The organism is Achromobacter sp. FW305-C-28 (assembly GCF_058783235.1).
Genome location: NZ_JBYSYL010000002.1, coordinates 322,421 through 348,651 on the forward strand (window position 1 = coordinate 322,421; position 26,231 = coordinate 348,651).

At 64.9% G+C, this 26,231-nt stretch carries 25 protein-coding genes; 22 read left to right on the top strand and 3 right to left on the bottom strand.

Annotation, left to right across the window (positions count from 1 at the left end; translation table 11 throughout):
• Nucleotides 1–89 precede the first annotated feature (89 nt).
• Both AC3WMR_RS06430 and map read right to left on the bottom strand, forming a co-directional pair.
• The gene (locus AC3WMR_RS06430) at nucleotides 90–2,693 is read right to left on the bottom strand and encodes a [protein-PII] uridylyltransferase (protein WP_175194331.1); all 2,604 of its coding nucleotides are present in this window, start codon (nucleotides 2,691–2,693) and stop codon (nucleotides 90–92) included.
• Between the two features lie 17 nt (nucleotides 2,694–2,710).
• Entirely contained in the window at nucleotides 2,711–3,532 is an 822-nt protein-coding gene (gene map / locus AC3WMR_RS06435; protein ID WP_492263725.1) for a type I methionyl aminopeptidase, read from the bottom strand.
• An 826-nt stretch (nucleotides 3,533–4,358) separates the two neighbouring features.
• Between map and rpsB the strand changes: the two genes are divergently transcribed.
• From rpsB to AC3WMR_RS06540, 21 genes are all read left to right on the top strand, one after another.
• The gene (rpsB, locus tag AC3WMR_RS06440) at nucleotides 4,359–5,108 is read left to right on the top strand and encodes a 30S ribosomal protein S2 (RefSeq protein ID WP_492263724.1); all 750 of its coding nucleotides are present in this window, start codon (nucleotides 4,359–4,361) and stop codon (nucleotides 5,106–5,108) included.
• A gap of 181 nt (nucleotides 5,109–5,289) precedes the next feature.
• Complete coding sequence (gene tsf / locus AC3WMR_RS06445) at nucleotides 5,290–6,168, top strand: translation elongation factor Ts (RefSeq protein WP_025138844.1); 879 nt, start codon at nucleotides 5,290–5,292, stop codon at nucleotides 6,166–6,168.
• Between the two features lie 178 nt (nucleotides 6,169–6,346).
• Nucleotides 6,347–7,063 carry a UMP kinase gene (pyrH, locus tag AC3WMR_RS06450; protein ID WP_025138843.1) on the top strand — a complete coding sequence of 239 codons (717 nt, stop codon included), beginning with the start codon at nucleotides 6,347–6,349 and terminating at the stop codon, nucleotides 7,061–7,063.
• Between the two features lie 15 nt (nucleotides 7,064–7,078).
• Nucleotides 7,079–7,639: a ribosome recycling factor gene (frr, locus tag AC3WMR_RS06455; protein WP_025138842.1), complete on the top strand. Its 561-nt coding sequence runs from the start codon at nucleotides 7,079–7,081 to the stop codon at nucleotides 7,637–7,639.
• 150 nt (nucleotides 7,640–7,789) lie between these two features.
• Nucleotides 7,790–8,554, top strand: a complete 765-nt coding sequence (gene uppS, locus AC3WMR_RS06460) for a polyprenyl diphosphate synthase (RefSeq protein WP_492263723.1) — start codon at nucleotides 7,790–7,792, stop codon at nucleotides 8,552–8,554.
• Nucleotides 8,555–8,621: 67 nt separating this feature from the next.
• Complete coding sequence (locus tag AC3WMR_RS06465; protein WP_492263722.1) at nucleotides 8,622–9,479, top strand: phosphatidate cytidylyltransferase; 858 nt, start codon at nucleotides 8,622–8,624, stop codon at nucleotides 9,477–9,479.
• Nucleotides 9,476–10,675 (top strand): 1-deoxy-D-xylulose-5-phosphate reductoisomerase, encoded by a 1,200-nt coding sequence (locus tag AC3WMR_RS06470; RefSeq protein WP_492263721.1) that lies wholly within the window; start codon nucleotides 9,476–9,478, stop codon nucleotides 10,673–10,675. The genes AC3WMR_RS06465 and AC3WMR_RS06470 overlap by 4 nt, the downstream gene beginning before the upstream one ends.
• A gap of 51 nt (nucleotides 10,676–10,726) precedes the next feature.
• Entirely contained in the window at nucleotides 10,727–12,058 is a 1,332-nt protein-coding gene (gene rseP, locus AC3WMR_RS06475) for an RIP metalloprotease RseP (RefSeq protein WP_492263720.1), read from the top strand.
• 53 nt (nucleotides 12,059–12,111) lie between these two features.
• Entirely contained in the window at nucleotides 12,112–14,457 is a 2,346-nt protein-coding gene (gene bamA / locus AC3WMR_RS06480; protein ID WP_025138837.1) for an outer membrane protein assembly factor BamA, read from the top strand.
• A 109-nt stretch (nucleotides 14,458–14,566) separates the two neighbouring features.
• A complete protein-coding gene (locus AC3WMR_RS06485) occupies nucleotides 14,567–15,127 on the top strand; it encodes an OmpH/Skp family outer membrane protein (RefSeq protein WP_492263719.1) in 561 nt (186 codons plus the stop codon).
• Between the two features lie 11 nt (nucleotides 15,128–15,138).
• A complete protein-coding gene (gene lpxD, locus AC3WMR_RS06490) occupies nucleotides 15,139–16,233 on the top strand; it encodes a UDP-3-O-(3-hydroxymyristoyl)glucosamine N-acyltransferase (protein WP_492263718.1) in 1,095 nt (364 codons plus the stop codon).
• A 75-nt stretch (nucleotides 16,234–16,308) separates the two neighbouring features.
• Nucleotides 16,309–16,764: a 3-hydroxyacyl-ACP dehydratase FabZ gene (gene fabZ, locus AC3WMR_RS06495; protein WP_492263717.1), complete on the top strand. Its 456-nt coding sequence runs from the start codon at nucleotides 16,309–16,311 to the stop codon at nucleotides 16,762–16,764.
• The gene (gene lpxA, locus AC3WMR_RS06500) at nucleotides 16,765–17,559 is read left to right on the top strand and encodes an acyl-ACP--UDP-N-acetylglucosamine O-acyltransferase (protein WP_492263716.1); all 795 of its coding nucleotides are present in this window, start codon (nucleotides 16,765–16,767) and stop codon (nucleotides 17,557–17,559) included. It begins immediately after the preceding gene.
• Nucleotides 17,556–18,752: a lipid-A-disaccharide synthase gene (gene lpxB / locus AC3WMR_RS06505; protein ID WP_492263715.1), complete on the top strand. Its 1,197-nt coding sequence runs from the start codon at nucleotides 17,556–17,558 to the stop codon at nucleotides 18,750–18,752. Before lpxA ends, lpxB begins: the two co-directional genes overlap by 4 nt.
• Nucleotides 18,739–19,347 carry a ribonuclease HII gene (gene rnhB / locus AC3WMR_RS06510; RefSeq protein WP_175218860.1) on the top strand — a complete coding sequence of 203 codons (609 nt, stop codon included), beginning with the start codon at nucleotides 18,739–18,741 and terminating at the stop codon, nucleotides 19,345–19,347. Before lpxB ends, rnhB begins: the two co-directional genes overlap by 14 nt.
• A complete protein-coding gene (locus AC3WMR_RS06515) occupies nucleotides 19,344–20,132 on the top strand; it encodes a TrmH family RNA methyltransferase (RefSeq protein WP_492263714.1) in 789 nt (262 codons plus the stop codon). The genes rnhB and AC3WMR_RS06515 overlap by 4 nt, the downstream gene beginning before the upstream one ends.
• A gap of 118 nt (nucleotides 20,133–20,250) precedes the next feature.
• A complete protein-coding gene (locus AC3WMR_RS06520; protein ID WP_492263713.1) occupies nucleotides 20,251–20,721 on the top strand; it encodes a DUF2846 domain-containing protein in 471 nt (156 codons plus the stop codon).
• Nucleotides 20,722–20,832: 111 nt separating this feature from the next.
• Entirely contained in the window at nucleotides 20,833–21,267 is a 435-nt protein-coding gene (locus AC3WMR_RS06525) for a hypothetical protein (protein ID WP_492263712.1), read from the top strand.
• Nucleotides 21,264–21,731 (top strand): DUF2846 domain-containing protein, encoded by a 468-nt coding sequence (locus AC3WMR_RS06530; RefSeq protein WP_492263711.1) that lies wholly within the window; start codon nucleotides 21,264–21,266, stop codon nucleotides 21,729–21,731. The genes AC3WMR_RS06525 and AC3WMR_RS06530 overlap by 4 nt, the downstream gene beginning before the upstream one ends.
• A 20-nt stretch (nucleotides 21,732–21,751) precedes the next feature.
• Nucleotides 21,752–22,225 (top strand): DUF2846 domain-containing protein, encoded by a 474-nt coding sequence (locus AC3WMR_RS06535; protein ID WP_492263710.1) that lies wholly within the window; start codon nucleotides 21,752–21,754, stop codon nucleotides 22,223–22,225.
• Between the two features lie 39 nt (nucleotides 22,226–22,264).
• Nucleotides 22,265–22,726: a DUF2846 domain-containing protein gene (locus tag AC3WMR_RS06540; protein WP_492263709.1), complete on the top strand. Its 462-nt coding sequence runs from the start codon at nucleotides 22,265–22,267 to the stop codon at nucleotides 22,724–22,726.
• 110 nt (nucleotides 22,727–22,836) lie between these two features.
• On the opposite strand, the gene ppsR is transcribed toward AC3WMR_RS06540, so the two are convergent.
• A complete protein-coding gene (gene ppsR, locus AC3WMR_RS06545) occupies nucleotides 22,837–23,664 on the bottom strand; it encodes a posphoenolpyruvate synthetase regulatory kinase/phosphorylase PpsR (RefSeq protein ID WP_492263708.1) in 828 nt (275 codons plus the stop codon).
• A 193-nt stretch (nucleotides 23,665–23,857) separates the two neighbouring features.
• Between ppsR and ppsA the strand changes: the two genes are divergently transcribed.
• Nucleotides 23,858–26,224 carry a phosphoenolpyruvate synthase gene (ppsA, locus tag AC3WMR_RS06550; RefSeq protein WP_492263707.1) on the top strand — a complete coding sequence of 789 codons (2,367 nt, stop codon included), beginning with the start codon at nucleotides 23,858–23,860 and terminating at the stop codon, nucleotides 26,222–26,224.
• Nucleotides 26,225–26,231: the final 7 nt, after the last annotated feature.

Sequence of the window (26,231 nt, forward strand, 5' to 3'; positions counted from 1 at the left end):
CCGGATTGTATGCGGTCAGCGGCGGTCTGGCGATGCGGGGCCGTTGCCGGCCCGCACGGGGCCGCGGCGGCCGGCGTGCGGGCAGGGAGTCAGGCCGCCTGCTGGCGCGCGTCGTCGCCGGCCAGCGCGTCCAGGATGTCGCGTTCGAACTGCATCTGGCTGCGCGGGCGCGCCAGCGCCGAGCCGTCGACGATGAAGACGTCTTCGACCCGGTCGCCCAGCGTCATGATCTTGGCCATCAGCAGGTTGACTTCATGCTGGGCAAAGACCCGCGCCAGGGCGTGCAGCAGGCCGGGGCGGTCGGTCGCGGTGACCGACAGGCGCCACGAGGTGCTGCGTTCGTCGGGCTGCAGTTCGGCCTGCGGCATGATCGGAAACACCCGCGACATGCGCGACTGGCGGCCGCGGCCGTAATAGCCGCCGCGGCTGGGCTGGGCCTGTGCCGCCCGGGTGTCTTTCAGGCGCTCGGCCAGTTCATGTTCGACGAGGGTGGCCTGGGCCCGCAGATCGCTGGCGCCTTCGGGCAGCAGCACGATGAAGCTGTCCAGCGCCCAGCCGTGGCGGGTGGTGTGGATGCGCGCATCCTGCACCGACAGCGACTTGGCGTCGAAATAGCCGCAGATGGCCACGAACAGGTCGGGCGCGTCGCGGGTGTACACCATGATCTGCAGGCCTTCGCCCTGCTCGGTGGGGCGGGCGCGCACCACCGCCTGGGCCGGCGCCACCTGGTGGTACAGGTGGCGGGTGTGCCAGGCGATGTCCGAGGCGTCGTGGCGCAGGAAATACGCCACGTCCAGCTGGTTCCAGAAAGCCTCGCGGGCGTCGTCGCGCAACCCGGCCAGGCGCGTCAGGCGGGCGGCTTCTTCCTTGCGTTCGGTCAGCACCGTGTGGGCGTCGGCGTGGGCGCCGCCCAGGGCGGCCAGGGTCAGCTTGTACAGGTCTTCGAGCAGCTTGCCCTTCCACGCATTCCAGACCTTCGGGCTGGTGCCGCGGATGTCGGCCACCGTCAGCAGGTACAGCGCCGTCAGGTGGCGCTCGTCTTTCACGGTGGCGGCGAAGTCCTGGATGACGGCCGGGTCGGACAGGTCGCGCTTTTGCGCCACGGCCGACATCAGCAAATGCTGGCGCACCAGGAATTCCACCAGTCGGGTGTCTTCGGGCTCCATGCCGTGGTCTTGCGCGAACTTGCGCACTTCGCGCGCGCCCAGTTCGGAGTGGTCGCCGCCGCGGCCCTTGGCGATGTCGTGGAACAGCGCCGCCACGTACAGCAGCCAGTGGCGGTCCAGCCCGGCGATCAACTGGCTGGCCAGCGGATACTCCTGGGCGTGCTCGGGCATCGTGAAGCGGCGCAGGTTGCGCACCACGGCCAGCGTGTGCTGGTCCACCGTGTAGGCATGGAACAGGTCGTGTTGCATCTGGCCGACGATGCGCCGGAACACCGGCAGGTAGCGCGGCAGGATGTTCAGCATGGTCATGCGGCGCAGTTCGTGCACGATGCCGCGCGGCTGCTGCAGGATCTGCAGGAACAGCTTGCGGTTGACCGGATTGCGGCGGAACTGCGCGTCGATGCGGTGGCGCGAATGCCAGATGGCGCGCAGCGTGCGGGCCGACATGCCGGTCAGCTCGGGGTGCTGCTGCATTACCAGGAAGGCGCGCAGCAGCAGCGTCGGGTTGCGCTCGAAGCCATCGTCGCGAATGATGTCCAGGCGGTCGCGCAGGTTGCGGAAGTCGTCGTCGATGTCGCGCGCATCGCTGTCGGGGCGCGGAAACAGCCGTTCTTCGATGTTCTGCACCAGGATGCCGTTCAGCTGCGTCACCAGGCGCGCGGCCCAGTAATAGCGCTGCATCAGCAGTTCGCTGCCGCGCCGCGTGGCGGTGGCATGGATGCCGTAAACCTCGGCCAGGGCCGGTTGCAGGTCGAACAGGACGCGGTCTTCGCGGCGGTTCGACAGCAGGTGCAATTCGATGCGCAGGCGCTTGAACGCCTGTTCCGCCTTGCGCAGGTCGCGCGCCTCGGACGAGGTCAGCAGCCCGGCCTGGGCCACCGCGCGCCAGTTGTTGCCAAAGCCTGCCGCGCGTGCCATCCACAGGATGACCTGCAGGTCGCGCAGGCCCCCGGGCGATTCCTTGCAGTTCGGTTCCAGCGCGTAGGGTGTGTCGTGGTAGCGGGCGTGGCGCTGCTGCATTTCAACGCGCTTGGCGCGAAAGAACGCGCGCGGATCCAGCCGCGATTTGGTGGCCGCGTCGAATTTCCTCATCAGCACGCGGCTGCCCGCCAGCCAGCGCGATTCGAGCAGCGCGGTTTCCACCGTGATGTCGGCATCGGCCTCGCGCTCGCAGTCTTCGATGGTGCGCACGCTGTGGCCGGGCTCCAGGCCCAGGTCCCAGAGCGCGGCCACCAGGCGTTCGATGGCGGATTCGTCTTCGGCGGTGGGCACGTGGGGCAAGAGGATCAGCAGGTCCACGTCGGAATGCGGATACAGCTCGCCGCGGCCATAGCCGCCCACGGCGGCCAGTGAGGCGCCCAGCGGCAGCGGGCAGTGCTTGACCAGGTCGCGCAGCGCCGCGTCGACGATGCGGCGCAGGTCGCCCAGCAGCGTGTCGGGGCGTTCGTGTTCGCGGAACTGCGCCACCGCGGCCCGCCGGGATTCCTGGATGCGTTCGCGCAGGGAGGTAAGGATTTCGGCGGTCATGGTGGAGAGCAGCCCGGTCAGACGGCGGGAATGACGATGGGCTCGGTAATGAAGGCAGGCGGCTGGGGCATGCCGGGCGACAGGGTCAGCACTTCGTAGCCCGTGTCGGTGACGCAGACAGCATGCTCCCACTGGGCGGACAGACTGTGGTCCCGGGTCACGACCGTCCAGCCGTCGGACAACTGGCGGATCTCGCGGCGGCCGGCGTTGATCATCGGTTCGATGGTGAACAGCATGCCCGTCACCAATTTCACGCCCGTACCCGGCTTGCCGTAGTGCAGCACCTGCGGATCTTCATGGAAGCGCTGGCCGATACCATGACCGCAGAATTCGCGCACCACCGAAAAGCCGTTGGCCTCGGCATGCTTCTGGATCGCGTGGCCGATGTCGCCCAATGTGGCCCCGTTTTTCACCTGCTGGATGCCTTTCCACATGCATTCGAAGGTGATGTCGGTCAGGCGGCGCGACAGGATCGACTGCTCGCCCACCGCGTACATCCGGCTGGTATCGCCGAACCAGCCATCCTTGATGATGGTGACGTCGATATTGAGAGCGTCCCCGTTTTTCAGGGCCTTGTCGCCGGGGATGCCGTGGCACACCTGGTGATTGACCGAGGTACAGATGGCGCCGGGGAAGGGCGGGTAGCCGGGGGGCGCGTAGCCCACCGTGGCCGACTTCACTTTCAGCTCGTCGGTCAGGTATTCCAGGCAGAGGCGGTCCAGTTCACCGGTGGTGACGCCGGGCTTCACGTAGGGGGTGATGAAGTCGAGGACTTTGGCGGCGTCCTGGCAGGCGGCGCGCATCTTGGCCAGGTCGGCCGGATTGGTAATGGTGCCCATGTGGTAACTGGCGAATCTCGCTTGAATGTCTACTTGAAAGAATAGTAGAATTATAGGCTTCCCTAAAATTTTGGGGAGCAATCTGGGTAGCGGCAAGAGCCCGCCCGGCAAGTGCCAGGGCAAGATGCGCCTGGACAAATTTCGATCTTTCTTTGATTTTCACCTATCTGCTGTCGCCAGCGAGATCGGTGGCAGGCCTGGATTTTTACCGCAAGCGAAGGTTGCGATACGAATTCGGTCAGGCCGCCAGGTTCCTGGAGATGGGCGGGGCAGGTGCGAAGCGGGGGCTGCGCGAAATTGTCTGGATGCGAAAGCCGGCAGGTGTCGGGCACGGCGTGTTCGCAAACCCGGGTCGTGTTTTCGAGCGGCGATGCAGGTTCGGTGTGGGTGCCGGCTTAAGTTCTTGGAAACGTTGGCTTTTTGCCTGCGGTTCTTGAAGAAATGCCCCGGTGGCTGATGCGCGGCCAGGCTGAAAGGCCAGGGCGCGAGGAACTGGATTTCGCTGCCAACAAAACAGGTCCGGGCGCGCCTTGAAGAAACTGCCAGGAATCTCCTGGCGGGTCGGAAAGCGCAATGCAGGCATGTGGTGCAAGGTTCTTCGTCGTGGCGGCCGTCTGGGTTTATCGCGGCAGCGTAGTAGAAGGCGTGAAACAGGCGGCGTCGCAAGGCGCAACTGGCCACGCCGTAGTATTGCGGCAGTGATCGGCCGGCCCGGTTAAAATGATGTCCATCCCGCAGGTGCGGGAAATCGCGCGCAACACCACCCAGGGTGTCAGCCAGAGGCTGATGCAGGTGCGGCGCAAGAAATCAACCCTTGGAGAAAGTTATGTCTTTGATGCGCGAAATGCTGGAAGCGGGTGTCCACTTTGGTCACCAGACCCGCTACTGGAACCCCAAGATGGCCCCTTACATCTTCGGCCATCGCAACAAGATTCACATCATCAACCTGGAAAAGACGGTTGATAAGTACCAGGAAGCCACCAAGTTCGTGAAGCAGCTGGCTGCTCGCGGCGGCAGCATCCTGTTCGTCGGCACCAAGCGCGCTGCGCGTGAGCTGGTCGCCTCCGAAGCCGCTCGTTGCGGCATGCCCTTCGTCGACGCCCGCTGGCTCGGCGGCATGCTGACCAACTTCAAGACGGTCAAGACCTCGGTCAAGCGCCTGAAGGACATGGAAGCCGTGGTCGCCGAAGGCGGCGCCGAGCGCATGATCAAGAAGGAAGGCCTGCTGTTCCAGCGCGAACTGGAAAAGCTGAACAAGTCGATCGGCGGCATCAAGGACATGAACGGTCTGCCCGATGCCATGTTCGTCATCGACGTCGGCTACCACAAGATCGCCATCGCCGAAGCCAAGACGCTGGGCATCCCCGTCGTCGCCGTGGTTGACACCAACCACTCGCCCGACGGCATCGACTACGTCATCCCCGGCAACGACGACTCGGCCAAGGCCATCGCGCTGTACGCCAAGGGTATCGCCGACGCCGTGCTGGAAGGCCGCGAACAGAACCTGAACGGTCTGGTCGAAGAAATCGGTGAAGGTCAGGAAGAGTTCGTCGAAGTGCAGGACAGCCAGGCCTGAGCCTGCTGTCATGTCCGGCGGTTAGTGTCTGGGGGCGGCCCGTAAAACCGGTACGCCCCCGCCTCGCCGGCTGTGCGAAGGTGGGCTCCCATCTTCCCGATCCGCAACTCGCGGACGTCCCATCGAATCACACCATTGCCCCGGCCCGCCGGGGCATGTCTTAGCAAAATTTGGAGCTAACATGGCTGAAATTACCGCCGCCCTGGTCAAGGAACTGCGCGAAAAGACCGATGCGCCCATGATGGAGTGCAAGAAGGCCTTGACGGAAGCCGAAGGCGACCTGGCTCGTGCCGAGGAAATCCTGCGCGTCAAGCTGGGCAACAAGGCCAGCAAGGCTGCCGCCCGCGTCACCGCCGAGGGCCTGATCGGCCTGTTCATTTCCGCCGACGCCAAGAAGGGCGCCGTCATCGAAGTGAACTGCGAAACCGACTTCGTGGCCAAGAACGACGACTTCGTCGGCTTCGTGAACAAGCTGGCCGAACTGGTCGCCACGCAGAACCCGGCCGACGTGGCCGCGCTGTCGGCGCTGCCCTACGGCGAAGGCACCATCGAATCGACCCGCACCACCCTGATCGGCAAGATCGGTGAAAACATCTCGATCCGCCGCTTCGAGCGCATCGAGACCCCGAACGCGCTGGCCAGCTACGTGCACGGCGGCAAGATCGGCGTGTTGGTGGAATACGCCGGCGCCGAAGAAGTGGGCAAGGACCTGGCGATGCACATCGCCGCGACCAAGCCGAAGGCCCTGAACGCCGACGGCGTCAACCCGGCCGACATCGCTGCCGAGCGCTCGGTCGCCGAGCAGAAGGCTGCCGAATCGGGCAAGCCGGCTGACATCGTCGCCAAGATGGTCGACGGTTCGGTTGCCAAGTTCCTGAAGGAAGTGACCCTGCTGTCGCAGCCGTTCGTCAAGGACGACAAGCACACGGTCGAGCAGATGCTCAAGGCCAAGGGCGCGTCGATCAGCAAGTTCGTGCTGTTCGTCGTCGGCGAAGGTATCGAGAAGAAGACCAGCGACTTCGCCGCTGAGGTTGCCGCTGCCGCCGCCGGCCGCGCCTGACCCCAGGGTAGTGCTTAGAGGCCGGGGCTAGATTATTCTAGACCGGCCTTTTTTCAGCGCCGCGCGGCCCCAAGGTGCCTTTGGCCCTGGGGCCGCCAACCCGCCTGGCGGGTGCGGCGTGGGGGATTTCCCCTTCTTGTCTTAAACTTTCGTCGGATTGTTCTTCGGGATATCACCTATGAGCAGCAGATCATACAAACGGGTTCTTCTCAAACTTTCCGGCGAGGCGCTGATGGGCGATGATGCATTCGGCATCAATCGCGCCACCATCGTCCGCATGACCGATGAGATCGCCGAAGTCGCCGCTACCGGCGTCGAACTCGCCATCGTCATCGGCGGGGGCAACATCTTCCGTGGCGTCGCCCCGGGTGCGCAGGGCATGGACCGCGCAACCGCCGACTACATGGGCATGATGGCCACCATCATGAACGCGCTTGCCCTGCAAGACGCGCTCAAGCACAAGGGTATCGATACCCGCGTGCAGTCGGCCCTGAACATCGACCAGGTCGTCGAACCCTACATCCGTCCCAAGGCCCTGCGTTACCTCGAAGAAGGCAAGGTCGTCATCTTCGCCGCGGGCACGGGCAACCCGTTCTTCACGACCGATACCGCGGCCGCCTTGCGCGGCGCCGAGATCGGCGCAGAGATCGTGCTGAAGGCCACCAAGGTCGACGGCATCTACAGCGCGGATCCCAACAAGGATCCCTCCGCCACGCGCTATGCGCGTATCAGCTTCGACGAGGCAATTGTCCGTCGTCTGGAAATCATGGACGCCACCGCGTTTGCGCTGTGCCGCGACCAGAAGCTGCCGATCAAGGTGTTTTCGATCAATAAGTCGGGCGCGCTCAAGCGCGTCGTCAGCGGCGAAGACGAAGGCACGTTGGTACACGTTTAAAGAAAAGGAAAATCCATGAGCGCCGCAGAAATCCGCAAATCCGCCGAAGCCAGGATGGCCAAGTCGCTTGACACGCTCAAGGCCAACCTGGGCAAGATCCGCACGGGTCGCGCCCACACCGGCATCCTGGATCACGTGCAGGTCGAGTATTACGGTTCGCCCGTGCCGGTTGGCCAGGTCGCCAACGTCAACCTCGTCGATGCCCGCACCCTGAGCGTGCAGCCCTACGAGAAGCACATGTCCGGCCCGATCGAAAAGGCCATCCGTGAATCGGACCTGGGTCTGAACCCCATCTCGATGGGTGACAACATCCGCGTGCCGATGCCCGCCCTGACCGAAGAGCGCCGCCGTGACCTGACCAAGGTCGTGCGCAGCGAAGGCGAAGACGCCAAGATCGCCGTGCGCAACCTGCGCCGCGAAGCCAACGATTCGCTCAAGAAGCTGGTCAAGGACAAGGAAATCTCCGAGGACGACGAGCGTCGCGCCCAGGACGACATCCAGAAGCTGACCGACCGCAACGTGGTCGAGATCGACAAGATGGTCGTCCAGAAAGAAGCGGAAATCATGACCGTATAATCCTTGGCATCGCCGCGGTGGGCCTGATGGTCCGCCGCGACGCCAGGATTCTTGCCTTCGCGCCGTCCCATCCATCGCCTCGCAGCGCTCGCTCGAGCGCGGTGGCTGGACGGCGCGGGTTTTTCCCCCCGTATTCCCACCCCCAGATCCATGGCAACCAGTTCTACCCAGGCGGTTCCCGACATCCGCGACATTCCTGAGCACGTGGCCATCATCATGGACGGCAACGGCAGATGGGCGACGCGGCGGTTGCTGCCGCGTACCGCGGGACATGCCAAGGGGGTGCAGGCAGTGCGGCGCGTGGTCGAGGCCTGCGGCCGCGCCGGCGTGCGCTACCTGACCCTGTTCGCTTTCAGCTCCGAGAACTGGCGCCGTCCCGCCGAAGAAGTGTCCCTGCTGATGCGGCTGTTCGTGCAGGCGCTGGAACGCGAAATTGGCAAGCTGGAAGAGCAGGGCGTGCGCCTGCACGTCATCGGCGACCTGTCCGCCTTCGAGCCCCGGCTGCAGGAGCTGATCTTCGCCGCCCAGGCCCGCACGGCCCACAACGACCGCCTGCACCTGACGGTGGCGGCCAACTACGGTGGCCGCTGGGACATCCTGCAGGCCACCCGCGCCATGCTGGCTGCCGAGCCAGGCCTGGCGACGCAGCCGCAACTGGTCGACGAAGAGCGCCTGGCACGGCACCTTTCCATGGCTTGGGCCCCCGAGCCCGACCTGTTCATCCGCACCGGTGGCGAACAGCGCATCTCGAATTTCCTGATCTGGCAGATGGCGTACGCGGAGTTCTACTTCACCGACCGCTACTGGCCGGACTTCGGCGCCGATGAATTGCGTGAGGCCTTCGAGTGGTACAAGACGCGCGAACGCCGTTTCGGCCGCACCAGCGCCCAGCTCGCCGAGGGCGGCACAAAATAATGCGGCTGTGTCCGCTTGCGGCGACCTGCAAGCGGCAGTCCTGAGTCGACCTCGAGGAGACCGTCATATGTTGGGCCAGCGTATCGTTACCGCCGTCATCCTGCTCGCCGTCCTGGCAGCCGCGATGGCCAGTGCAAATCCCTGGTGGTTCGTGGCCCTGCTGGCGCTGGCCGCCGCCTGCGCCAACTGGGAGTGGCTGCGCCTGACGCTGCCGCAACCGCCTTCACCCCTGGTCGCCGTTGGCGTTCCCGTGTTGCTGTTCGTGGCCATGCTGGCCCTGGCATCCGCCTGGCTGGGCGGCAACCCTGCTGGTCTGGCCAGCCCCGACTGGATCTTGCGCTATCTGACCCCCGCCGTCGCGCTGGTTTGGCTTGTCGGCGCCGTGGTGGCCGTGGTCCGCGGGCGTGCCGACGCGCCGCCCGCCAGTCTGGGCTGGTCCGTGTTTTCAGTGCCGGCCGCGTTTGTCGCCTGGGCGGTGCTCGCACAGCTGTTCATGGCGCATGGGGCCGTTTTCGTGGTGTCGCTGCTGGCCCTGGTGTGGGTCGCCGACATCGCCGCCTATTTTGCGGGCCGTGCGTTCGGCAAGCGTAAACTGGCTCCGCGCGTCAGTCCGGGCAAGACCATTGCCGGCGCTGTTGCCGGGGTGTTGGGTGCCGTTGTCTGGATCGGCTTGTCCAGCCTGTGGGATGGCACCTTCGGCCATGCCCTGGTGGTGCGCTGGACGTTCTGGCTGGCCTTGCCCATTGCGGCGCTGCTGGGCGTGCTGTCCATCGTCGGAGACCTGTTCGAGTCGCTGCTCAAGCGCCGCGCGGGCCGCAAGGATTCCAGCACGCTGTTGCCCGGTCACGGCGGGGTCTATGATCGCATCGACGCTATCCTGCCTGTTGCGCCGTTCGCGCTACTTTTGTCTGGAGTCTTGTTTTGACGGCTTTTCAACGCGTCGTCGTGCTGGGGTCGACCGGCTCGATCGGCGAAAGCACGCTGGATGTGATTGCCCGCCACCCGGATCGCCTGGCGGTCTATGCCTTGTCCGCCTACAGCCGCATGGAGCGGCTCGCCGAACAGGCCCTGGCCAGCCGCGCCGCGGTCGTGGTGGTGCCGCACGACCAGGCCCGCAAGCAGTTTGTCGCCGCTTGGCCTGCCGGGCAGGCCATGCCCGAGATCCGCGTGGGGGCGCAAGCCCTGGCCGATACGGCAGCAGATACGCAATGCGATTCCGTCATGGCCGCCATCGTGGGCGCTGCGGGCCTGCCCGCCGCCCTGGCCGCCGCCCGATCGGGCAAGCGGGTGCTGTTGGCCAATAAAGAAGCCCTGGTGGCTGCGGGCTCGCTGTTCATGCAGGCTATACGCGACAACGGCGCCGAATTGCTGCCTATCGACAGCGAACACAATGCGATATTCCAATGCATGCCGCATGCCGGCCGGGCAGGGGCGCCGGATGCGCCGGCCCCCGGCGTGCGACGCTTGCTGCTGACGGCGTCCGGTGGTCCGTTCCGCGGGCGCGACCTTGAAGACCTGCACGACGTCACGCCGGCGCAAGCGTGCGCGCATCCCAACTGGAGCATGGGCCGCAAGATTTCGGTCGATTCGGCCACGATGCTGAACAAGGGCCTCGAGGTCATCGAGGCGCACTGGCTGTTCGCCATGCCCGCCGACCGTATCGAAGTCGTGGTGCACCCGCAGAGCGTGGTGCACTCCATGGTGGAGTACACCGACGGTTCGATCCTGGCGCAATTGGGCCAGCCCGACATGCGTACGCCCATTGCCTATGGCCTGGGCTTTCCCGAGCGGCTCGATAGCGGGGTCGGTCCCCTGGATCTCACCCGCCTGGGCCGGCTGGACTTCGAAAAACCCGATCTGGCGCGTTTCCCTTGCCTGGCGCTGTCGTTCGCCGCGTTGCGTGCGGGGCAGGGGGCCTGCATCGCCCTGAACGCCGCCAACGAGGTGGCCGTGGATGCCTTTCTGACCGGCCGCCTGGCCTATACCTGGATTCCTCGGGTTATCGAGGCGACCCTGGAGTGGCAGGGGGGGCAATCATCTGTTACGCTCAGCAGTCTCGACGATGTGCTGGCGCTGGACGCTGCGGCGCGCGTCTACGCGGGCAACCTGGGCTTGGCGTAATACGGCCACCCCCCGCACAGCAATCCCTGATTCCTGGATTTTCCGACCTCGATGCTTTTCACCCTGCTGGCCTTTGCCGTCGCGCTTGGCTCCCTGATCATCTTCCATGAACTGGGACACTATTGGGTGGCCCGGCTTTGCGGCGTCAGGGTGCTGCGATTCTCGGTCGGATTCGGCAAGGTCATCCTGCGCCGCGTCGACAAGCACGGCACCGAGTGGGCCGTGTCGGCCTTGCCGCTCGGCGGCTACGTCAAGATGCAGGACGAAGCCCCGACCGGCGCCAGCCCGTCCGAAGCGGCTGGCGCGTTCAACAACAAGTCCGTCGGCAAGCGCATCGCCATCGTCGCCGCCGGCCCCATCTTCAATCTCATCCTTGCGGTTTTTCTGTATGCCGGCCTGAACATGGCGGGCACCGAAGAGCCCGTCGCCGTCATCGCCCAACCCGCCGCCGATACGCCGGCTGCGCGTGCGGGCCTCGCCGCCGGCGACCGCATCCTTTCCATCGACGGCCAGGAAGTGGCGTCGTGGTCCGACGCCCGCTGGCGCCTGATGGACCTGATGGCCACGGGTGGCCGCACCCAGGTCGAAGTCGGCACCGCCAACGGCGGCTCGCAGCAACGCGAACTGACCCTGCCGGCCAATGCCATGGATCCGGCGGGGGGCGACCCGCTCGCCGCCGCCGGCATCCGGCTGGCCCAGCCCAAGCCCGCCGTGCGCGTCGTCAACGACGGCGGCGAAGGGCAGGCCGCCGGCCTGCGCCAGGGCGACCTGATCCTGGCCGTCGACGGCCAGCCCACGCCGGATACCGGCGCGCTGGTCAAGCAGATCCAGGAAAGCGCAGGCAAGGTCCTGGCCCTGACCCTGGCGCGCGATGGCGCCAACATCACCGTCAACGTCACCCCGCGAGCCGAAACCGTCAACGGCCAGGTCATCGGCCGCCTGGGCGTCCAGCTGGGCGGCGACGTGCCTATGGTAACGGTGCGCTACGGCGTGTTCGACAGTCTGTGGCGCGGCGCGGTCCGCACCTGGGACACCGCGCTGTTCTCGCTGCGCATGATGGGCCGCATGGTCACGGGCGACGTTTCCTGGCGCAATGTCAGCGGCCCGGTCACCATCGCCGATTACGCCGGCCAGACCGCCCGCATCGGCATTGTTGCGTACATCGCCTATATCGCGTTGATCAGTATCAGCCTGGGCGTACTAAATTTGCTGCCTATTCCTATGCTGGATGGTGGCCATCTGCTGTACTATCTCGTCGAAATTGTGCGGGGCAGTCCTCCGCCCGCACGATGGATCGATATCGGACAGCGCGCAGGCATTGGTTTATTGGCAAGCCTGATGGGGCTTGCGCTGTTTAATGATTTCACGCGTTTATTTACTTGAACGCCAATTAGCATAAAATCCCCCGCCATTTGCACGACCGAGGATACTCAAGGATGTCTTTTCGCCGGATGTTTCATCACAAAAAGGGTGTACTGCCGGGCATAGTGCCGAGTCTGATCGCCGCATTGCTGCTTCCAGGCATGGCCCACGCCTTCGACCCTTTTGTCGTGCGGGATATCCGCGTAGAGGGTATTCAACGAACCGACGCCGGCACCGTCTTCGGTTATCTCCCCGTTAAAGTCGGCGAGAAATTCACCGAAGAAGAAGCCACCGAGGCCATCCGTCGCCTTTATGGCACGGGTTTCTTCACCGACGTGCAGATCCAGACCGACAATAATGTCGTGGTCGTGGTGGTGCAGGAACGTCCGACGATCGCCTCCGTGAATTTCAACGGCATGCGCGAGTTCGACTCCAAGGCCATCACCAAGTCGCTGGGGCAGGTGGGTTTCGCCGAAGGCCGTATTTTCGACCGCTCGATGCTCGAACGCGCCGAATACGAACTCAAGCAGCAGTACCTGTCCAAGGGCAAGTACGGCGTTGAAGTGACTTCCACCGTCACGCCGCTGCCGCGCAATCGCGTCGGCGTGAGCTTCGACGTGTTCGAAGGCTCGGTCGCGCGCATCCAGGAAATCCGCTTCGTCGGCAACAAGGCCTTCTCCGAAAGCGACCTGCTCGACGAGTTCAAGCTGACCACGCCCGGCTGGCTGACCTGGTACACCGACACCGACAAGTATTCCCGCGAAAAGCTCGAAGGCGATCTCGAGCGCCTGCGCTCGTTCTACCTCGACCGCGGCTACCTGGAATTCTCGGTCGAGCCGCCGCAGGTCACGATTTCGCCGGACCGCAAAGACATCCGCATCACGATCACCGTGCACGAAGGCGAACCCTACAAGGTTCGCAGCGTCAAGCTGGCGGGCAACCTGATCGGCCTGGACAAGGAAATCAACGCCCTGGTCAAGGTCAAGCCCGACGAAACGTTCTCGGCCGCCAAGGCCAACGACTCGGCCAAGGCCATCACCGACTACCTGGGTGAACTGGGCTACGCCTTTGCCAACGTCAACCCGAACCCGCAGCTGGACCGCGCCAAGCACGAAGCCGACCTGACGTTCTACGTCGACCCGAGCCGCCGTGTGTACGTGCGCCGCATCCAGATCGGCGGCAATACCCGCACGCGCGACGAAGTCGTGCGCCGCGAAATGCGCCAGCAGGAAGCCGCCTGGTACGACGCCAAGGACATCAAGACGTCCCGCGATCGCGTCGACCGCCTGGGCTACTTCAGCGACGTCAACGTCAAGACCGATCCCGTGCCGGGTTCGCCCGACCAGGTCGACGTCAACGTCGACGTGAAGGAAAAGCCCACCGGCATGATCAACCTGGGCGTGGGCTACGGCTCGTCCGAAAAGGCCATTCTGTCGGCCGGTATCAGCGAAGACAACGTCTTCGGCAGCGGCACCAACCTGACGCTGCAACTGAACACCAGCAAGTCCAACCGCGCCGTGGTGCTGTCGCACACCGACCCGTACTGGACCAAGGACGGCATCAGCCGCACCACGTCCGCGTACTACCGCGTGACCGAGCCCTGGAACAACAACGACGGCGACTACCGCGTGAAGTCCATGGGCCTGGGCATGAACTTCGGTGTGCCGATCTCTGAATATGACCGGATCTTCCTGGGCGCCAACCTCGAGCGCAACCAGATCGATCTGTTCTCGAATTCGCCGCTGGCCTACCAGAAGTTCGTCAATCAATACGGCGACTCGACCAACTCGGTCATCTTCACTGCCGGCTGGTCCAACGACACCCGCGACAGCGCCCTGGCGCCGACCAAGGGTTCGTATACCCGCCTGAAGAGCGATATGTCGACGGTGGACCTGAAGTACTACATGCTGACCGGTCAGCAGCAGTACTTCATCCCGCTGGGCGGCTCGTACACCCTGGCGCTGAACGGCATGGTCGATTGGGGCCAGAGCTATGGCGGCAAGGACTACCCGATCATCAAGGACGTGTACGCGGGCGGTATCGGTACCGTGCGTGGTTACGAGGGATCGTCGCTGGGTCCGCGCGACTCGATCACGGGCGACTACCTGGGCGGTTCGCGCCGCATCGTGGCGAACGCGCAGCTGTACCTGCCGTTCCCGGGCGCCTCGAAGGACCGCACGCTGCGCTGGTTCATCTTCAGCGACGCGGGCCAGGTCGGCGCGGGCAGCGGCCTGTCTTGCACCAACGGCAAGCCGGGCAGCGAGGTCGACGATCCTTGCGGCTGGCGTTTCTCGGCAGGTATCGGCCTGTCGTGGCAGTCGCCGATGGGTCCGTTGCAACTGTCTTATGCCCGTCCGCTCAATGCCAAGCCGGGCGACGACAAGCAGGCCTTCCAGTTCCAGATCGGAACCGGATTCTAAGCGTCGCGTTACGCTTGAAAACAAGGGAGAGGGGCCTCGGCCCGGCTCCCTTGCCGTTTAGTGGCACAATACACACTTTGGCTTTGCCTTACTGGAAGGTGAGATTTTCATGATGTCTGATTTCGCACTTAAATCATCGAATTCGCCGCGCGCAAAACGTCGTGGCAAGCTGGGCGGCTCCATTGCCCTGGTGGGTGCGCTCATTCTCGGTTCCGTTGCGGCGGTGCCCGCTCAGGCTCAAACCACCAAGATCGGCTTCGTCAATACCGAGCGGATCCTGCGTGAATCGGGTCCGGCCAAGACGGCGCAAAGCAAGATCGAAGCCGAATTCAAGAAGCGCGACGACGAGCTGCAGCGCCTGAACACCAGCCTGCGTACGCAAGCCGAGAAGTTCGACAAGGACGCGCCTGTCCTGTCCGAGTCCGATCGCGTCAAGCGCCAGCGTGAACTGTCCAACCTGGATACCGACCTGCAGCGCAAGCGCCGCGAATTCCAGGAAGACTTCAACCGTCGTCGCAACGAAGAGTTTTCCGGCATCGTCACGAAGGCCAACGAGGCCATCAAGCGCATCGCCGAACAAGAAAACTACGACCTGATCATCCAGGACGCCGTGACGGTCAACCCGCGCATCGACATCACCGACAAGGTGATCCAGAGCCTGGGCAAGTAAGTCTTAGCCGTATGCCGGTTTTACTGGATCTTGCCCGCGCGCCTACGCTCGAATCGCTGCTGAGCGCCGCCAATACCCAGGGCATGGACTGGCGCATCAGCGCGCCTGCCGGCGCAGACCCCTTGCGGGTCTGCGGCATCGGCACCCTGGCGTCGGCGGGCAGCCAGGAAATCACTTTCCTGGCCAACCCCAAGTACCAGAGCCAGTTGGCCACCACGCAAGCCGGGGCGGTCATTGTCTCGGCCGAGGTGGCCGAGGCGCTCGAGGCGGGCGAAGTCCGGCCGTCGTTCGCACTGGTCGTCTGCAAGCATCCTTATCTGCTGTATGCGCGGGTCGCGCAATGGTTCGATGCCGCCCGGCGTCCGGCCCTGCCGGCCGCCACGCATCCTTCCGCCGTGGTGGCGGCTGACGCCACCATCGAAGCGGACGTGTGCATCGGTCCCCATTGTGTCATCGAGTCGGGCGCCCGTATCGGGCGTGGTTCGGTGCTGGGCGCAGGGTGTGTCATCGGCGTGGGTTCGTCCATCGGGCCCGACAGCCGGCTGCACGCCCACGTCACGCTGTACGAAGGCGTGAAGGTCGGCGCTCGTGCCATCATCCACAGTGGCGCCGTACTGGGCGCCGATGGCTTTGGTTTCGCACCGGACCCCTCGTTGGGCAAGGGCGCCTGGGGCAAGATTCCCCAGTTGGGCGGCGTATCGGTCGGTGACGATGTCGAAATCGGGGCCAATACCACGGTCGACCGTGGCGCCCTCGAAGACACGGTTGTTGCCGATGGCGTCAAGCTGGACAACCAGATCATGGTGGCCCATAACGTGCGCATCGGCGCCCATACGGCCATTGCGGCCTGCGTGGGGGTGGCCGGGTCCACGACCATCGGCGAACGCTGCACCATCGGTGGCGCCTCGATGCTGTCCGGCCACCTGACGCTGGGCGACGACGTGCATATTTCGGGCGGCACCGCGGTGACGTCCAATATTTCGAAGCCTGGCCGTTATACCGGGGTGTACCCGTATGCGGAACATGGCGAATGGCAGCGCAACGCCGCCGTGATACAACAGTTGGCGCAATTGCGCCGCCGTGTGCGGACGCTGGAAAAAGACTAGGGCGCTCGCTGTCAAAGCCGCCCTGGCGCGTCCGGCGCCGCAAGATTTATCTCACTCGCAGGAATTCACAGAAAAATGGAACTCGACATCAAGGGGATCATGGAGAGGCTGCCGCATCGTTACCCGATGCTGCTGATTGATCGCGTCGTCGAAATGGTGCCCGGAAAATCCATCGTCGCCATCAAGAACGTCTCGATCAACGAACCGTTTTTCAATGGTCACTTTCCTCACCACCCGGTGATGCCGGGCGTGCTCATCGTCGAAGCCATGGCTCAAGCCTCGGCGCTGTTCTCGTTCACGGACGAAAACGGCGGCCTGAAGTGCGAAGGTGCCAAGACGGCGTATTACCTGGTCGGCATCGACGGCGCGCGTTTCCGCCGCCCCGTGGTGCCGGGCGACCAACTGCGCATCGAAGTCGAAGCCGAGCGCCTGAGCCGCAGCATCTGTAAATACCAGGCACGCGCGACGGTGGACGGGCAGGAAGTGGCCTCGGCCAAGCTCATGTGCGCGATCCGTACTCTGGAAGAGTAAATGGCAGGAAACATCCATCCTACCGCCGTCGTCGATCCGGCGGCGAAAATCGACCCCAGCGTGGTCATCGGCGCTTTTTGCGTCGTGGGCCCCAACGTGACGATCGGCGCCGGCACCGAGCTTGGCCCGTATTGCATGGTCGATGGCGTGACCACCATCGGGCGTGACAACCGGTTCTACCGGTACTGCTCGATTGGCGGCATGCCGCAGGACAAGAAGTACAACGGCGAGCCGACCCGCCTGGTCATCGGCGACCGCAACACGGTGCGCGAGTTCGTCACGCTCAATACCGGTACGGTGCAGGATGGCGGCGCCACGACGCTGGGCGACGACAACTGGATCATGGCCTACGTGCACGTCGCGCACGATTGCCACGTGGGCAGCCACACCATCCTGGCCAATTCCGTGCAGTTGGGCGGACACGTCCACGTGGGCGACTGGGCCATCGTGGGCGGCCTGACCGGCGTGCACCAGTTTGCGCGCATCGGCGCGCACAGCATGACGGGCGGCAACAGTTCGCTGATGCAGGACACGCCGCCATTCGTGCTGGCTGCGGGCAATCCGTGCCGGCCGGTGGGCGTCAACGTCGAAGGCCTGAAACGCCGCGGCTTCACGCCGGCGCAAGTGTCGGCATTGCGTGATGCGTACAAGATCATCTATCGCCGCGGTTTGCCGCTGGACGAGGCGCGCGCCGAGCTGCGTGCCCGCCAGCAAGCCGAACCCGAAGTCGCCGAGCATCTGCAGACGTTGCTGGACTTCCTGGACGTCGCTTCCCGCGGCATCATCCGTCCATGAACATGCGGATCGGCATGGTGGCCGGCGAGCCCTCGGGCGACCTGCTGGCCGGGCGCATCATTGCCGGTCTGCAGGAACGCGACCCTCGCGTGCTCTGCCAGGGCATCGGCGGCCCGCAGATGCAGGCCCGCGATTTCGATGCCTGGCACCCCATGCATGCGCTGACGGTGTTCGGCTATGTGGACGCGCTCAAGCGTCTGCCCAGCCTGCTGCGTACCTATCGCGACGTTCGTGAGCGCTGGCTGGCCGAGCCGCCGTCGGTATTCGTCGGCATCGACGCGCCGGATTTCAACCTGCGCCTGGAGCACAAGCTGCGCCAGGCCGGCACGCCGACGGTGCATTTCGTCGGCCCGTCCATCTGGGCGTGGCGCTACGACCGCATCCACAAGATCCGCGAATCGGTCTCGCACATGCTGGTGCTGTTTCCGTTCGAGGAAGAGATCTACCGCAAGGAAGGCATTCCGGTGACCTACGTCGGCCATCCGTTGGCCGGCGCGGTGCCCATGCAACCCGACCGCGCCGCGGCGCGCGCGCGGCTGGGCATCGACCCGAACGCCCGCGTGCTGGCGATTCTGCCGGGCAGTCGTTCATCCGAGATTCGCCTGTTGGCGCCGCGCTTTCTGCAAGCGGCGCAATTGCTGCAAAAGCGTGATCCGGCGCTGCAATGCGTGGTGCCCATGGTCAATGACCAGCGCCGCGCCGAGTTCCAGGCGATCCTGGCGCAATATCCGGTGCCGGGCCTGCGCTGCATCACCGCGAATGACCTGCATGGCGAGGGCGGCGAACGCCAGGCGCCGGTGGCCTGGTCCGTCATGGAAGCCAGCACCGCGGTGCTGGTCGCCAGCGGCACCGCCACGCTCGAAACGGCGCTGTACAAGCGCCCCATGGTGATCTCGTACGTGCTGTCGCCCTGGATGCGCCGCATCATGGCCTGGAAATCCGGGCAAGAGCGGCCCTATCTGCCCTGGGTGGGCCTGCCCAACGTGCTGCTGCGCGACTTTGCCGTACCCGAACTGCTGCAGGACGACGCCACGCCCGAGAAGCTGGCCGAGGCCACCTGGACGGCCCTGACCGACGAGGCCTACACCGCGCGTATCGAGGCGCGCTTTACCGCCTTGCACCAAGAGTTGCTGCGCGATACGCCAGCGCTCGCCGCCCAGGCGATCCTGGAGGTGGCCGGTGGAGCAGCCTGACCTGTTCGCCATGCCGGCCCAGCCGGCGCTGGTGACGGCTGGCGTCGACGAGGCGGGCCGCGGTCCGTTGGCGGGTGCGGTGTATGCCGCCGCCGTCATCCTGAATCCGGCGCGTCCCATCGACGGCCTGGCCGATTCCAAGGTGCTCAAGGCCGCCACGCGCGAAGCCCTGGCGCTGGAAATCCAGGCGCATGCCCTGGCCTGGTGCGTGGCCAGCGCCAGCGTGGCCGAGATCGACAGCCTGAACATCCTGCGGGCCACGCTGCTGGCGATGCAGCGCGCCGTGCAAGGCCTGGCCACCATGCCTCAGCTGGCGCTGGTGGATGGCAACCAGGCGCCCAAGCTGGGCTGCACGGTACAGACCGTGATCAAGGGCGACGCCCTGGTGCCGGCCATTTCGGCAGCTTCCATCCTGGCCAAGACCGCGCGCGACGCCGATCTGCTGCGCCTGCACGCCCTGTATCCCCAATACGCGTTCGACCAGCACAAGGGCTACGGCACCGCACTGCATCTGCAGATGCTGCGCGAACACGGCCCCTGCGCCGAGCACCGCCGCAGCTTTGCGCCCATCAAGGCCTTTGGCGCGACGCCATGAAACACATCAGTTCCCGCGATAATCCCGCGGTCAAGGCGCTGGTCAAGCTGGCCGGCACGGCCGGCAAGCGCGGCGCGCCCGTGCTGCTCGATGGCGTGCACCTGTGCCAGGCCTGGTTGCAGCACCACGGCGCGCCGGACCAGGCCATCTTCGACATCGAGCGCCTGTCGCAGCCGGACATCGCGGCGCTGGCCGCTTCGGTGCCGGACGCGCGCTGCCTGGCGCTGGACGCGCGCCTGATGCAGTCGCTGGCCAGCGTCGAAAGCGGGCAGGGCGTGGCTTTCCTGGTCACGCCGCCCAGTCCGGCGTTGCCGGACGCGCTCGACGAGAACTGCGTGCTGTTCGACCGCATCCAGGACCCCGGCAATGTCGGGACCCTGCTGCGCACCAGCGCGGCTGCGGGCATCAAGCGCGTGTTCCTGGCCACGGGCACGGCGGCCGCGTGGTCGCCCAAGGTGCTGCGCAGCGGCCAGGGCGCGCATTTTGCGTTGGCGATCCACGAGCACGTGGACCTGCAGGCGCTGATCCCGCGCCTGGGCGTGCCGCTGGTCGCCACCGCGCTGGACGACGCCCAGGACCTGTACGCCGGGCGCCTGCCCGAGCGCTGCGCATGGGTATTTGGGCATGAAGGGCAGGGCGTGGCGGCGTCGTTGCTGGCGGCCGCCCGGCTCAAGGTGCGCATCCCGCACGACATGGCTGCCGTGGAATCGCTGAACGTCGGCGCCGCCGCCGCCATCTGCCTGTTCGAACAGCGCCGCCAGGCGCTTGCCACCGCCGCGGGCTGATTCAGTCCTCTCTTCGCTCCCTCCGCTTTACCGGGGCCTGTCCCCGCTTATACTTTCGCCTGCCCGGGACGTGACGCCGCTATCGACGGCGCGCCGCCCGTTATGAGGAGGAAAACGCATGAAGGGCTGGATCCGATTGACCCTGGCCGCGTCGGCGGCCGCGTTGTTGCTGGCAGGCTGCGCGGGGCCGCGCTACGGCGAGATCGCCGCGCAAATCCCCACCATCGAGGCCGGCAACGGCCGCATTTACGTCTATCAGCCCGCTCAGGCGGATGGCAGCAGTAGCGCCGCCGAACCCGCGATTCTGGTCGATGGCCGCAAGATCGGCCGCTCCAAGCCCGGCCGCTTTTTCTTCGTCGACCGCCCTGCAGGCATGCATACGATCGCCACCGCCACCGACAAGAAGGCGGGCAGGGCCGCTCTGGACTTACCCGTGGACGCCGGCCAGACCCGCTATGTGCGGACCGAGGCCGTGTCGGGCACCCAGGTGCTGCGCCTGGAAGACAATGCCGACAAGGCGCAACAGGACATGGCGGGCTTGCGCTATTGGGGCGCGGGCTGGCGCGACCGCGAAAAGCTGCGTTACTGATCGACTTGAAGGGCCTGCCTGGGGCGCGTGCCGGGCAGGCGGCAGGGTATTGTTTTTTGTAAAAAACTGTCGCACTTATATACTTCAGCCTTTTGTCATTCCGAGGTGTCCATGCCGTCATCGCAGGTCGTAAACAAGCGCGCAAGCCAGACTGCCCGGGCGGGCGGCGCACTGCTGGCGGCCACCCTATGCGCGGTTGTGCTGGGCGGCTGCATGTCCGTGAAATCGGAGAGGGTCAATCTGGTGCCGGTCGCGGCGTCGGAACCGGTGGGTTCGATCCAGCTGTCGCGTGCGGTCGTTGCCGTGTTGCCTAACGAGACGGTCGTGACGCTGGCTTCCGGTTCGCAATGGCAGCGTACCGGCGCGATATTGCAGGGCGATGTCTATCGTTCGCAAGGGGGGTTGTTCACCATCACCACGCGGCGCCAGAACGAAGCCTATCTGGTGGCGTCTTCGGGCAAGCTGGTCGGGTTCTACCTGCCGGGCGAGAGTTCATTCATGGCGCTGTCACGGCCCGTGAACCTGCCTGTGGAGATGCGGCAATGACGTGGCTGAAGACGGTCATCGTGGTGCTTGCTACGGCGCTGCTTGCGGGTTGTGCAGGCAGCCGCTACCAGGCTTCGAGCGGACGAATTCTGCCTATCGCTCAGGGCAACGGCCGCATCTATTTCTATCAGCCCCAGCCGGAGATGATGTCGTCGGTGCAGCAGAAATTGCGTGTCAACGACGACGTGGTGGGCCGCAACAAGCCGGGCAGCTTCTTTTTCGTCGACCGGCCTGCCGGCCGCTATACGGTCACCAACTTGTACTGGACCGGCGATGGCGTGAGTTTCATGCTCGATGCCGGCCAGACCCGTTACGTGCGCATCCGTGCCGAATCGCTGGGCAGCACCAGTGCATCGGGCAAGCTGATGATGGATCTGGTCGATCCGCCCGAACTGGCCGAGACAGAAATGCGCCGACTGCGCTACTGGGGCGCGGCCTCGTCCGAGCAGGTGCCTGGCCTGTAGTGCCGCGATAAGGAAACAGCATGAATCGCAGAATAGCGCTGTCGGTTGTCTTGGCGGCAGGGGTGTTGACGTTGTCGGGGTGTGCCGGGACCCGGTATGAGGACGCCAGCGCGAAGATCCCGCCTATCCCGCAAGGGCAGGGCCGCATCTATTTCTACCAGCTCCATCCGGACTTGATCTCCACGCGCCAGCAAAAGCTGCGCGTCAATGATGTGGTGGTAGGTCGCAACAAGCCGGGTGGCTTCTTTTTCGTCGATCGTCCGCCCGGCAATTACGTGGTCACCAACTTGTACTGGACCGGTGATGGCGTGAGCTTCAAGCTGGAAGCGGGTCAGACCCGTTATGTGCGCTCCGAAGCGCCATCACCCAGTGTCAAGACGACGACCTTGAGGGCGGCCCTGACGCTGGTCGATCCGCCTGACATCGCCGAGGCCGAAATGCGGCGGCTGCGCTACTGGGGCGCGGCATCGCCGGAACAGGTGCCAGGCCTGTAATCACACACAACAAGGAAAAATATGAAACGCGGGATCAGAATGTTGGCCGCCGTAGCCATTGCGGCAGGCGTGTTGGCGGGCTGCGGGGGCGCCCGGTATCGGGACGTGGCCGGGAACATACCCGTGATGGTGCCGGATACCGGCCGGATCTATTTCTACCAGCCCCCCGCGCCGGGCAGCGTGCTGTCCAGCCAGCCCTATCTGCGGCTCAATGGCCAGAAGGTCGGGCGGTCCAAGCCGGGCAGCTTCTTCTACATCAATCGACCGGCCGGCACGTACCGGGTCGACACCATGCGCGAGAACGACTTCCTGACCTTTGACCTGGCGCCGGGCCAGACGCGCTATGTGCGCCTGAGCATCGAGGGCGTGGGCGGCAATTCGTCCAGCGTGGGCACCCAGGTCATGCGGCTGGAGGATTCCGAGACGCTGGCGCAGCAGGAAATGGCGCCCTTGAAGTACTGGGGGGCGGGGTCGCGCGACCGCGTCAAGCTGCGGCCTTGAACGAGGCGTGAGCGCGTAAGTCGAAAGCCCCTGGGGCCCTGCCTGGCCCAGCCGCCTGCGGGGCGGCCAGTAGAGGATCCGGGCGCGCCATTGGCGCGCCCTGATCGTTTTCAGCCGCGGTCCAGGCCGACTTCCTGCAGCACCGTGGTCGAGATCTCTTCGATCGACTTGGTGGTGGTGGACAGCCACGAGATGCCTTCGCGACGCATCATGCGTTCGGCTTCGGCGACTTCGTAGCGGCATTGCTCGAGTTGCGCGTAGCGGCTATTGGGGCGGCGCTCGTTGCGCACCTCGGACAGGCGTTCGGGCTGGATCGACAGGCCGAACAGCTTGGCGCGATGCGGGGCGATGGTCGAGGGCAGGGTGCCGCGCTCGAAGTCGTCGGGCGTCAGCGGGAAATTGGCCGCCTTGATCGCGTATTGCATGGCCAGGTACAGGCTGGTGGGGGTCTTGCCGCAGCGCGAGACGCCCACCAGGATGACGTCGGCCTGGTCCAGCTGGTTCACGAACTGGCCATCGTCGTGTGCCAGGCTGAAGTTGATGGCGTCGATGCGGTTGCGGTACTTTTCAGAATTGGCCTGCATGTGCGAGCGGCCGATGGAATGGCTGGATTTGAGCCCCAGCGCCTGCTCGATGTGGCTGACGAAGGTGCCGAACAGGTCCAGGAAAATTCCGTTCGCCTGGCGAACACGGGCCAGAATGTCGGGGTTGACCAGGGTGCTGAACACGATGGGCGGCACCCCGGCTTCCAGGGCGCTGCGGTCGATGCGCCCGGCGACTTCCGCGGCTTTTTCCAGCGTGTCGACAAACGGCAGCCGCACGGGCTTGAAATTGACTTCCTCGAACTGGGAAAGCACTGACTGGCTGAAGGTTTCCGCAGTGATGCCGGTGCTGTCGGAAACGATGTATACCGTGCGTACGATCGGGGTAGATGTCATGTGTAAAAAATTCCAACCAGGCAGATGGCCGATTGTGCTCGTACGAGTACAATCAGGCCCCTATAAGTCACCCCAAGGGCGGTCCAAGGCCAGTTTGGTCAGCGCAGTCGGATCGGCAATTTCCGGGCAGTTGCCGGGCGCCGAATCTGCATTGACCAAACTCGCTTTCATTCCATTGTAAAAGGTGACTTCAATGTCGTATGTTGTTTTGTTCGAGCAGCTCCGCATGACGGACGTGGACTCGGTAGGAGGCAAGAACGCATCACTAGGCGAAATGATCAGCCAGCTGTCTGGCGCGGGTGTCCGCGTACCGGGCGGCTTTGCCACGACCGCTGATGCTTTCCGCGACTTCCTCAAGGCCTCGGGCCTGGATAAGCGCATCGCCGAACGCCTGACCACGCTGAACCCCGAAGATGTCCGCGAACTGGCCAACGCCGGTGGCGAAATCCGCCAATGGATCGTCGACGCGCCGTTCTCGTCCGAATTCGAAGCACAGATCCGCGAAGCCTTCGCCAAGCTCGACGCTGACGGCAAGGGCTCGTTCGCCGTGCGCTCGTCCGCCACCGCCGAAGACTTGCCCGACGCCTCGTTCGCCGGCCAGCAGGAAACCTTCCTGAACGTGGTCGGCATCGACGACGTGCTGGACAAGATCCGCCACGTGTTCGCCTCGCTGTACAACGACCGCGCCATTTCCTATCGCGTGCACAAGGGCTACGCCCACGCCGATGTGGCCCTGTCGGCCGGCATCCAGCGCATGGTGCGTTCCGACAAGGGCAGCGCCGGCGTGATGTTCACCATCGACACCGAATCGGGCTTCCAGGACGTGGTGTTCATCACCTCGTCGTACGGCCTGGGCGAAACCGTGGTGCAGGGTGCCGTCAACCCCGACGAGTTCTACGTCTTCAAGCCCACGCTGGCCCAAGGCCACTTCCCCATCGTCGGCCGCCGCATCGGTTCGAAGCTCATCAAGATGGAATTCGACCCCGAGCGTCCGGAAGGCCGTGCCGTGCGCACGGTGGACGTGCCCGTGTCCGAGCGCAACCGCTATTCGCTGACCGACGACGAGGTCAATGAACTGGCCCGCTACGCCGTCATCATCGAAAAGCACTACGGCCGCCCGATGGACATCGAGTGGGGCCGCGACGGCGTCGACGGCAAGATCTACATCCTGCAGGCGCGCCCGGAAACGGTGAAGTCGCAGCAGGGCGTCAATGACGTGCAGCAGCGCTACCGCCTGAAGGCCACCGGCCAGGTCCTGATCACCGGCCGCGCGATCGGCCAGAAGATCGGCGCGGGTCCGGTGCGCGTGGTCGGCGACATCTCCGACATGGACAAGGTGCAGCCCGGCGACGTGCTGGTCACCGACATGACCGACCCCAACTGGGAACCCGTCATGAAGCGCGCTTCGGCGATCGTGACCAACCGCGGCGGCCGTACCTGCCACGCGGCCATCATCGCGCGTGAACTCGGCATTCCGGCCGTGGTGGGTTGCGGCAACGCCACCGACCTGCTCAAGGAAGGCCAGGCCGTGACCGTGTCGTGCGCCGAAGGCGACGAAGGCCGCATCTATGACGGCCTGATCGAGACCGAAGTCGAGGAAGTGCGCCGCGGCGACATGCCCGCCATCGATCTGAAGATCATGATGAACGTGGGCAACCCCCAGCTGGCGTTCGACTTTGCCCAGATCCCCAACGGCGGTGTGGGCCTGGCTCGCCTGGAATTCATCATCAACAACAACATCGGCATCCACCCGAAGGCGGTGCTGGACTACCCGAACGTCGATGGCGAGCTGAAGAAGGCCGTGGAGTCGGCGGCCCGCGGCCATGCCAGCCCGCGCGCGTTCTTCGTCGAGAAGATGGCCGAAGGCGTGGCCACCATCGCGGCGGCGTTCTATCCGAAGCCGGTCATCGTGCGCATGTCGGACTTCAAGTCCAACGAGTACCGCAAGCTGGTCGGCGGTTCGCGCTACGAGCCCGAGGAAGAGAACCCCATGCTGGGCTTCCGGGGCGCGTCGCGCTACATCGCCGAAGACTTCGCCGAGTGCTTCCGCATGGAATGCGAAGCCCTCAAGAAGGTGCGCGATGACATGGGCCTGACCAACGTCGAGATCATGGTGCCGTTCGTGCGTACGCTGGGTCAGGCCGAGAAGGTCGTGAACCTGCTGGCCAAGCACGGCCTGGCGCGCGGCGAAAACGGCCTGAAGCTGATCATGATGTGCGAAGTGCCGTCCAACGCCATCCTGGCCGACGAGTTCCTGCAGTACTTCGACGGCTTCTCGATCGGTTCGAACGACATGACCCAGTTGACGCTGGGCCTGGACCGCGATTCCGGCATGGAACTCCTGGCCGCCGACTTCGACGAACGCGACGAGGCCGTGAAGTTCATGCTGCGCCGCGCGATCAAGGCTTGCCTGGCCGCCAACAAGTACGTGGGTATCTGCGGCCAGGGCCCCAGCGACCACCCGGACTTCGCGCAGTGGCTCAAGGACGAGGGCATCCTGTCGATGTCGCTCAACCCCGACACCGTTGTCGATACGTGGCAGCGCCTGGCCAAGCAGTAATGGCCAG

Excerpts from the sequence above, each read along its gene's own strand:
- AC3WMR_RS06430 (WP_175194331.1), bottom strand. The coding sequence starts at position 2,693 with ATGACCGCCGAAATCCTTACCTCCCTGCGCGAACGCATCCAGGAATCC.
- map (WP_492263725.1), bottom strand. The coding sequence starts at position 3,532 with ATGGGCACCATTACCAATCCGGCCGACCTGGCCAAGATGCGCGCCGCC.
- rpsB (WP_492263724.1), top strand. The coding sequence starts at position 4,359 with ATGTCTTTGATGCGCGAAATGCTGGAAGCGGGTGTCCACTTTGGTCAC.
- tsf (WP_025138844.1), top strand. The coding sequence starts at position 5,290 with ATGGCTGAAATTACCGCCGCCCTGGTCAAGGAACTGCGCGAAAAGACC.
- pyrH (WP_025138843.1), top strand. The coding sequence starts at position 6,347 with ATGAGCAGCAGATCATACAAACGGGTTCTTCTCAAACTTTCCGGCGAG.
- frr (WP_025138842.1), top strand. The coding sequence starts at position 7,079 with ATGAGCGCCGCAGAAATCCGCAAATCCGCCGAAGCCAGGATGGCCAAG.
- uppS (WP_492263723.1), top strand. The coding sequence starts at position 7,790 with ATGGCAACCAGTTCTACCCAGGCGGTTCCCGACATCCGCGACATTCCT.
- AC3WMR_RS06465 (WP_492263722.1), top strand. The coding sequence starts at position 8,622 with ATGTTGGGCCAGCGTATCGTTACCGCCGTCATCCTGCTCGCCGTCCTG.
- rseP (WP_492263720.1), top strand. The coding sequence starts at position 10,727 with ATGCTTTTCACCCTGCTGGCCTTTGCCGTCGCGCTTGGCTCCCTGATC.
- bamA (WP_025138837.1), top strand. The coding sequence starts at position 12,112 with ATGTCTTTTCGCCGGATGTTTCATCACAAAAAGGGTGTACTGCCGGGC.
- AC3WMR_RS06485 (WP_492263719.1), top strand. The coding sequence starts at position 14,567 with ATGATGTCTGATTTCGCACTTAAATCATCGAATTCGCCGCGCGCAAAA.
- lpxD (WP_492263718.1), top strand. The coding sequence starts at position 15,139 with ATGCCGGTTTTACTGGATCTTGCCCGCGCGCCTACGCTCGAATCGCTG.
- fabZ (WP_492263717.1), top strand. The coding sequence starts at position 16,309 with ATGGAACTCGACATCAAGGGGATCATGGAGAGGCTGCCGCATCGTTAC.
- lpxA (WP_492263716.1), top strand. The coding sequence starts at position 16,765 with ATGGCAGGAAACATCCATCCTACCGCCGTCGTCGATCCGGCGGCGAAA.
- lpxB (WP_492263715.1), top strand. The coding sequence starts at position 17,556 with ATGAACATGCGGATCGGCATGGTGGCCGGCGAGCCCTCGGGCGACCTG.
- AC3WMR_RS06515 (WP_492263714.1), top strand. The coding sequence starts at position 19,344 with ATGAAACACATCAGTTCCCGCGATAATCCCGCGGTCAAGGCGCTGGTC.
- AC3WMR_RS06520 (WP_492263713.1), top strand. The coding sequence starts at position 20,251 with ATGAAGGGCTGGATCCGATTGACCCTGGCCGCGTCGGCGGCCGCGTTG.
- AC3WMR_RS06525 (WP_492263712.1), top strand. The coding sequence starts at position 20,833 with ATGCCGTCATCGCAGGTCGTAAACAAGCGCGCAAGCCAGACTGCCCGG.
- AC3WMR_RS06530 (WP_492263711.1), top strand. The coding sequence starts at position 21,264 with ATGACGTGGCTGAAGACGGTCATCGTGGTGCTTGCTACGGCGCTGCTT.
- AC3WMR_RS06535 (WP_492263710.1), top strand. The coding sequence starts at position 21,752 with ATGAATCGCAGAATAGCGCTGTCGGTTGTCTTGGCGGCAGGGGTGTTG.
- AC3WMR_RS06540 (WP_492263709.1), top strand. The coding sequence starts at position 22,265 with ATGTTGGCCGCCGTAGCCATTGCGGCAGGCGTGTTGGCGGGCTGCGGG.
- ppsR (WP_492263708.1), bottom strand. The coding sequence starts at position 23,664 with ATGACATCTACCCCGATCGTACGCACGGTATACATCGTTTCCGACAGC.
- ppsA (WP_492263707.1), top strand. The coding sequence starts at position 23,858 with ATGTCGTATGTTGTTTTGTTCGAGCAGCTCCGCATGACGGACGTGGAC.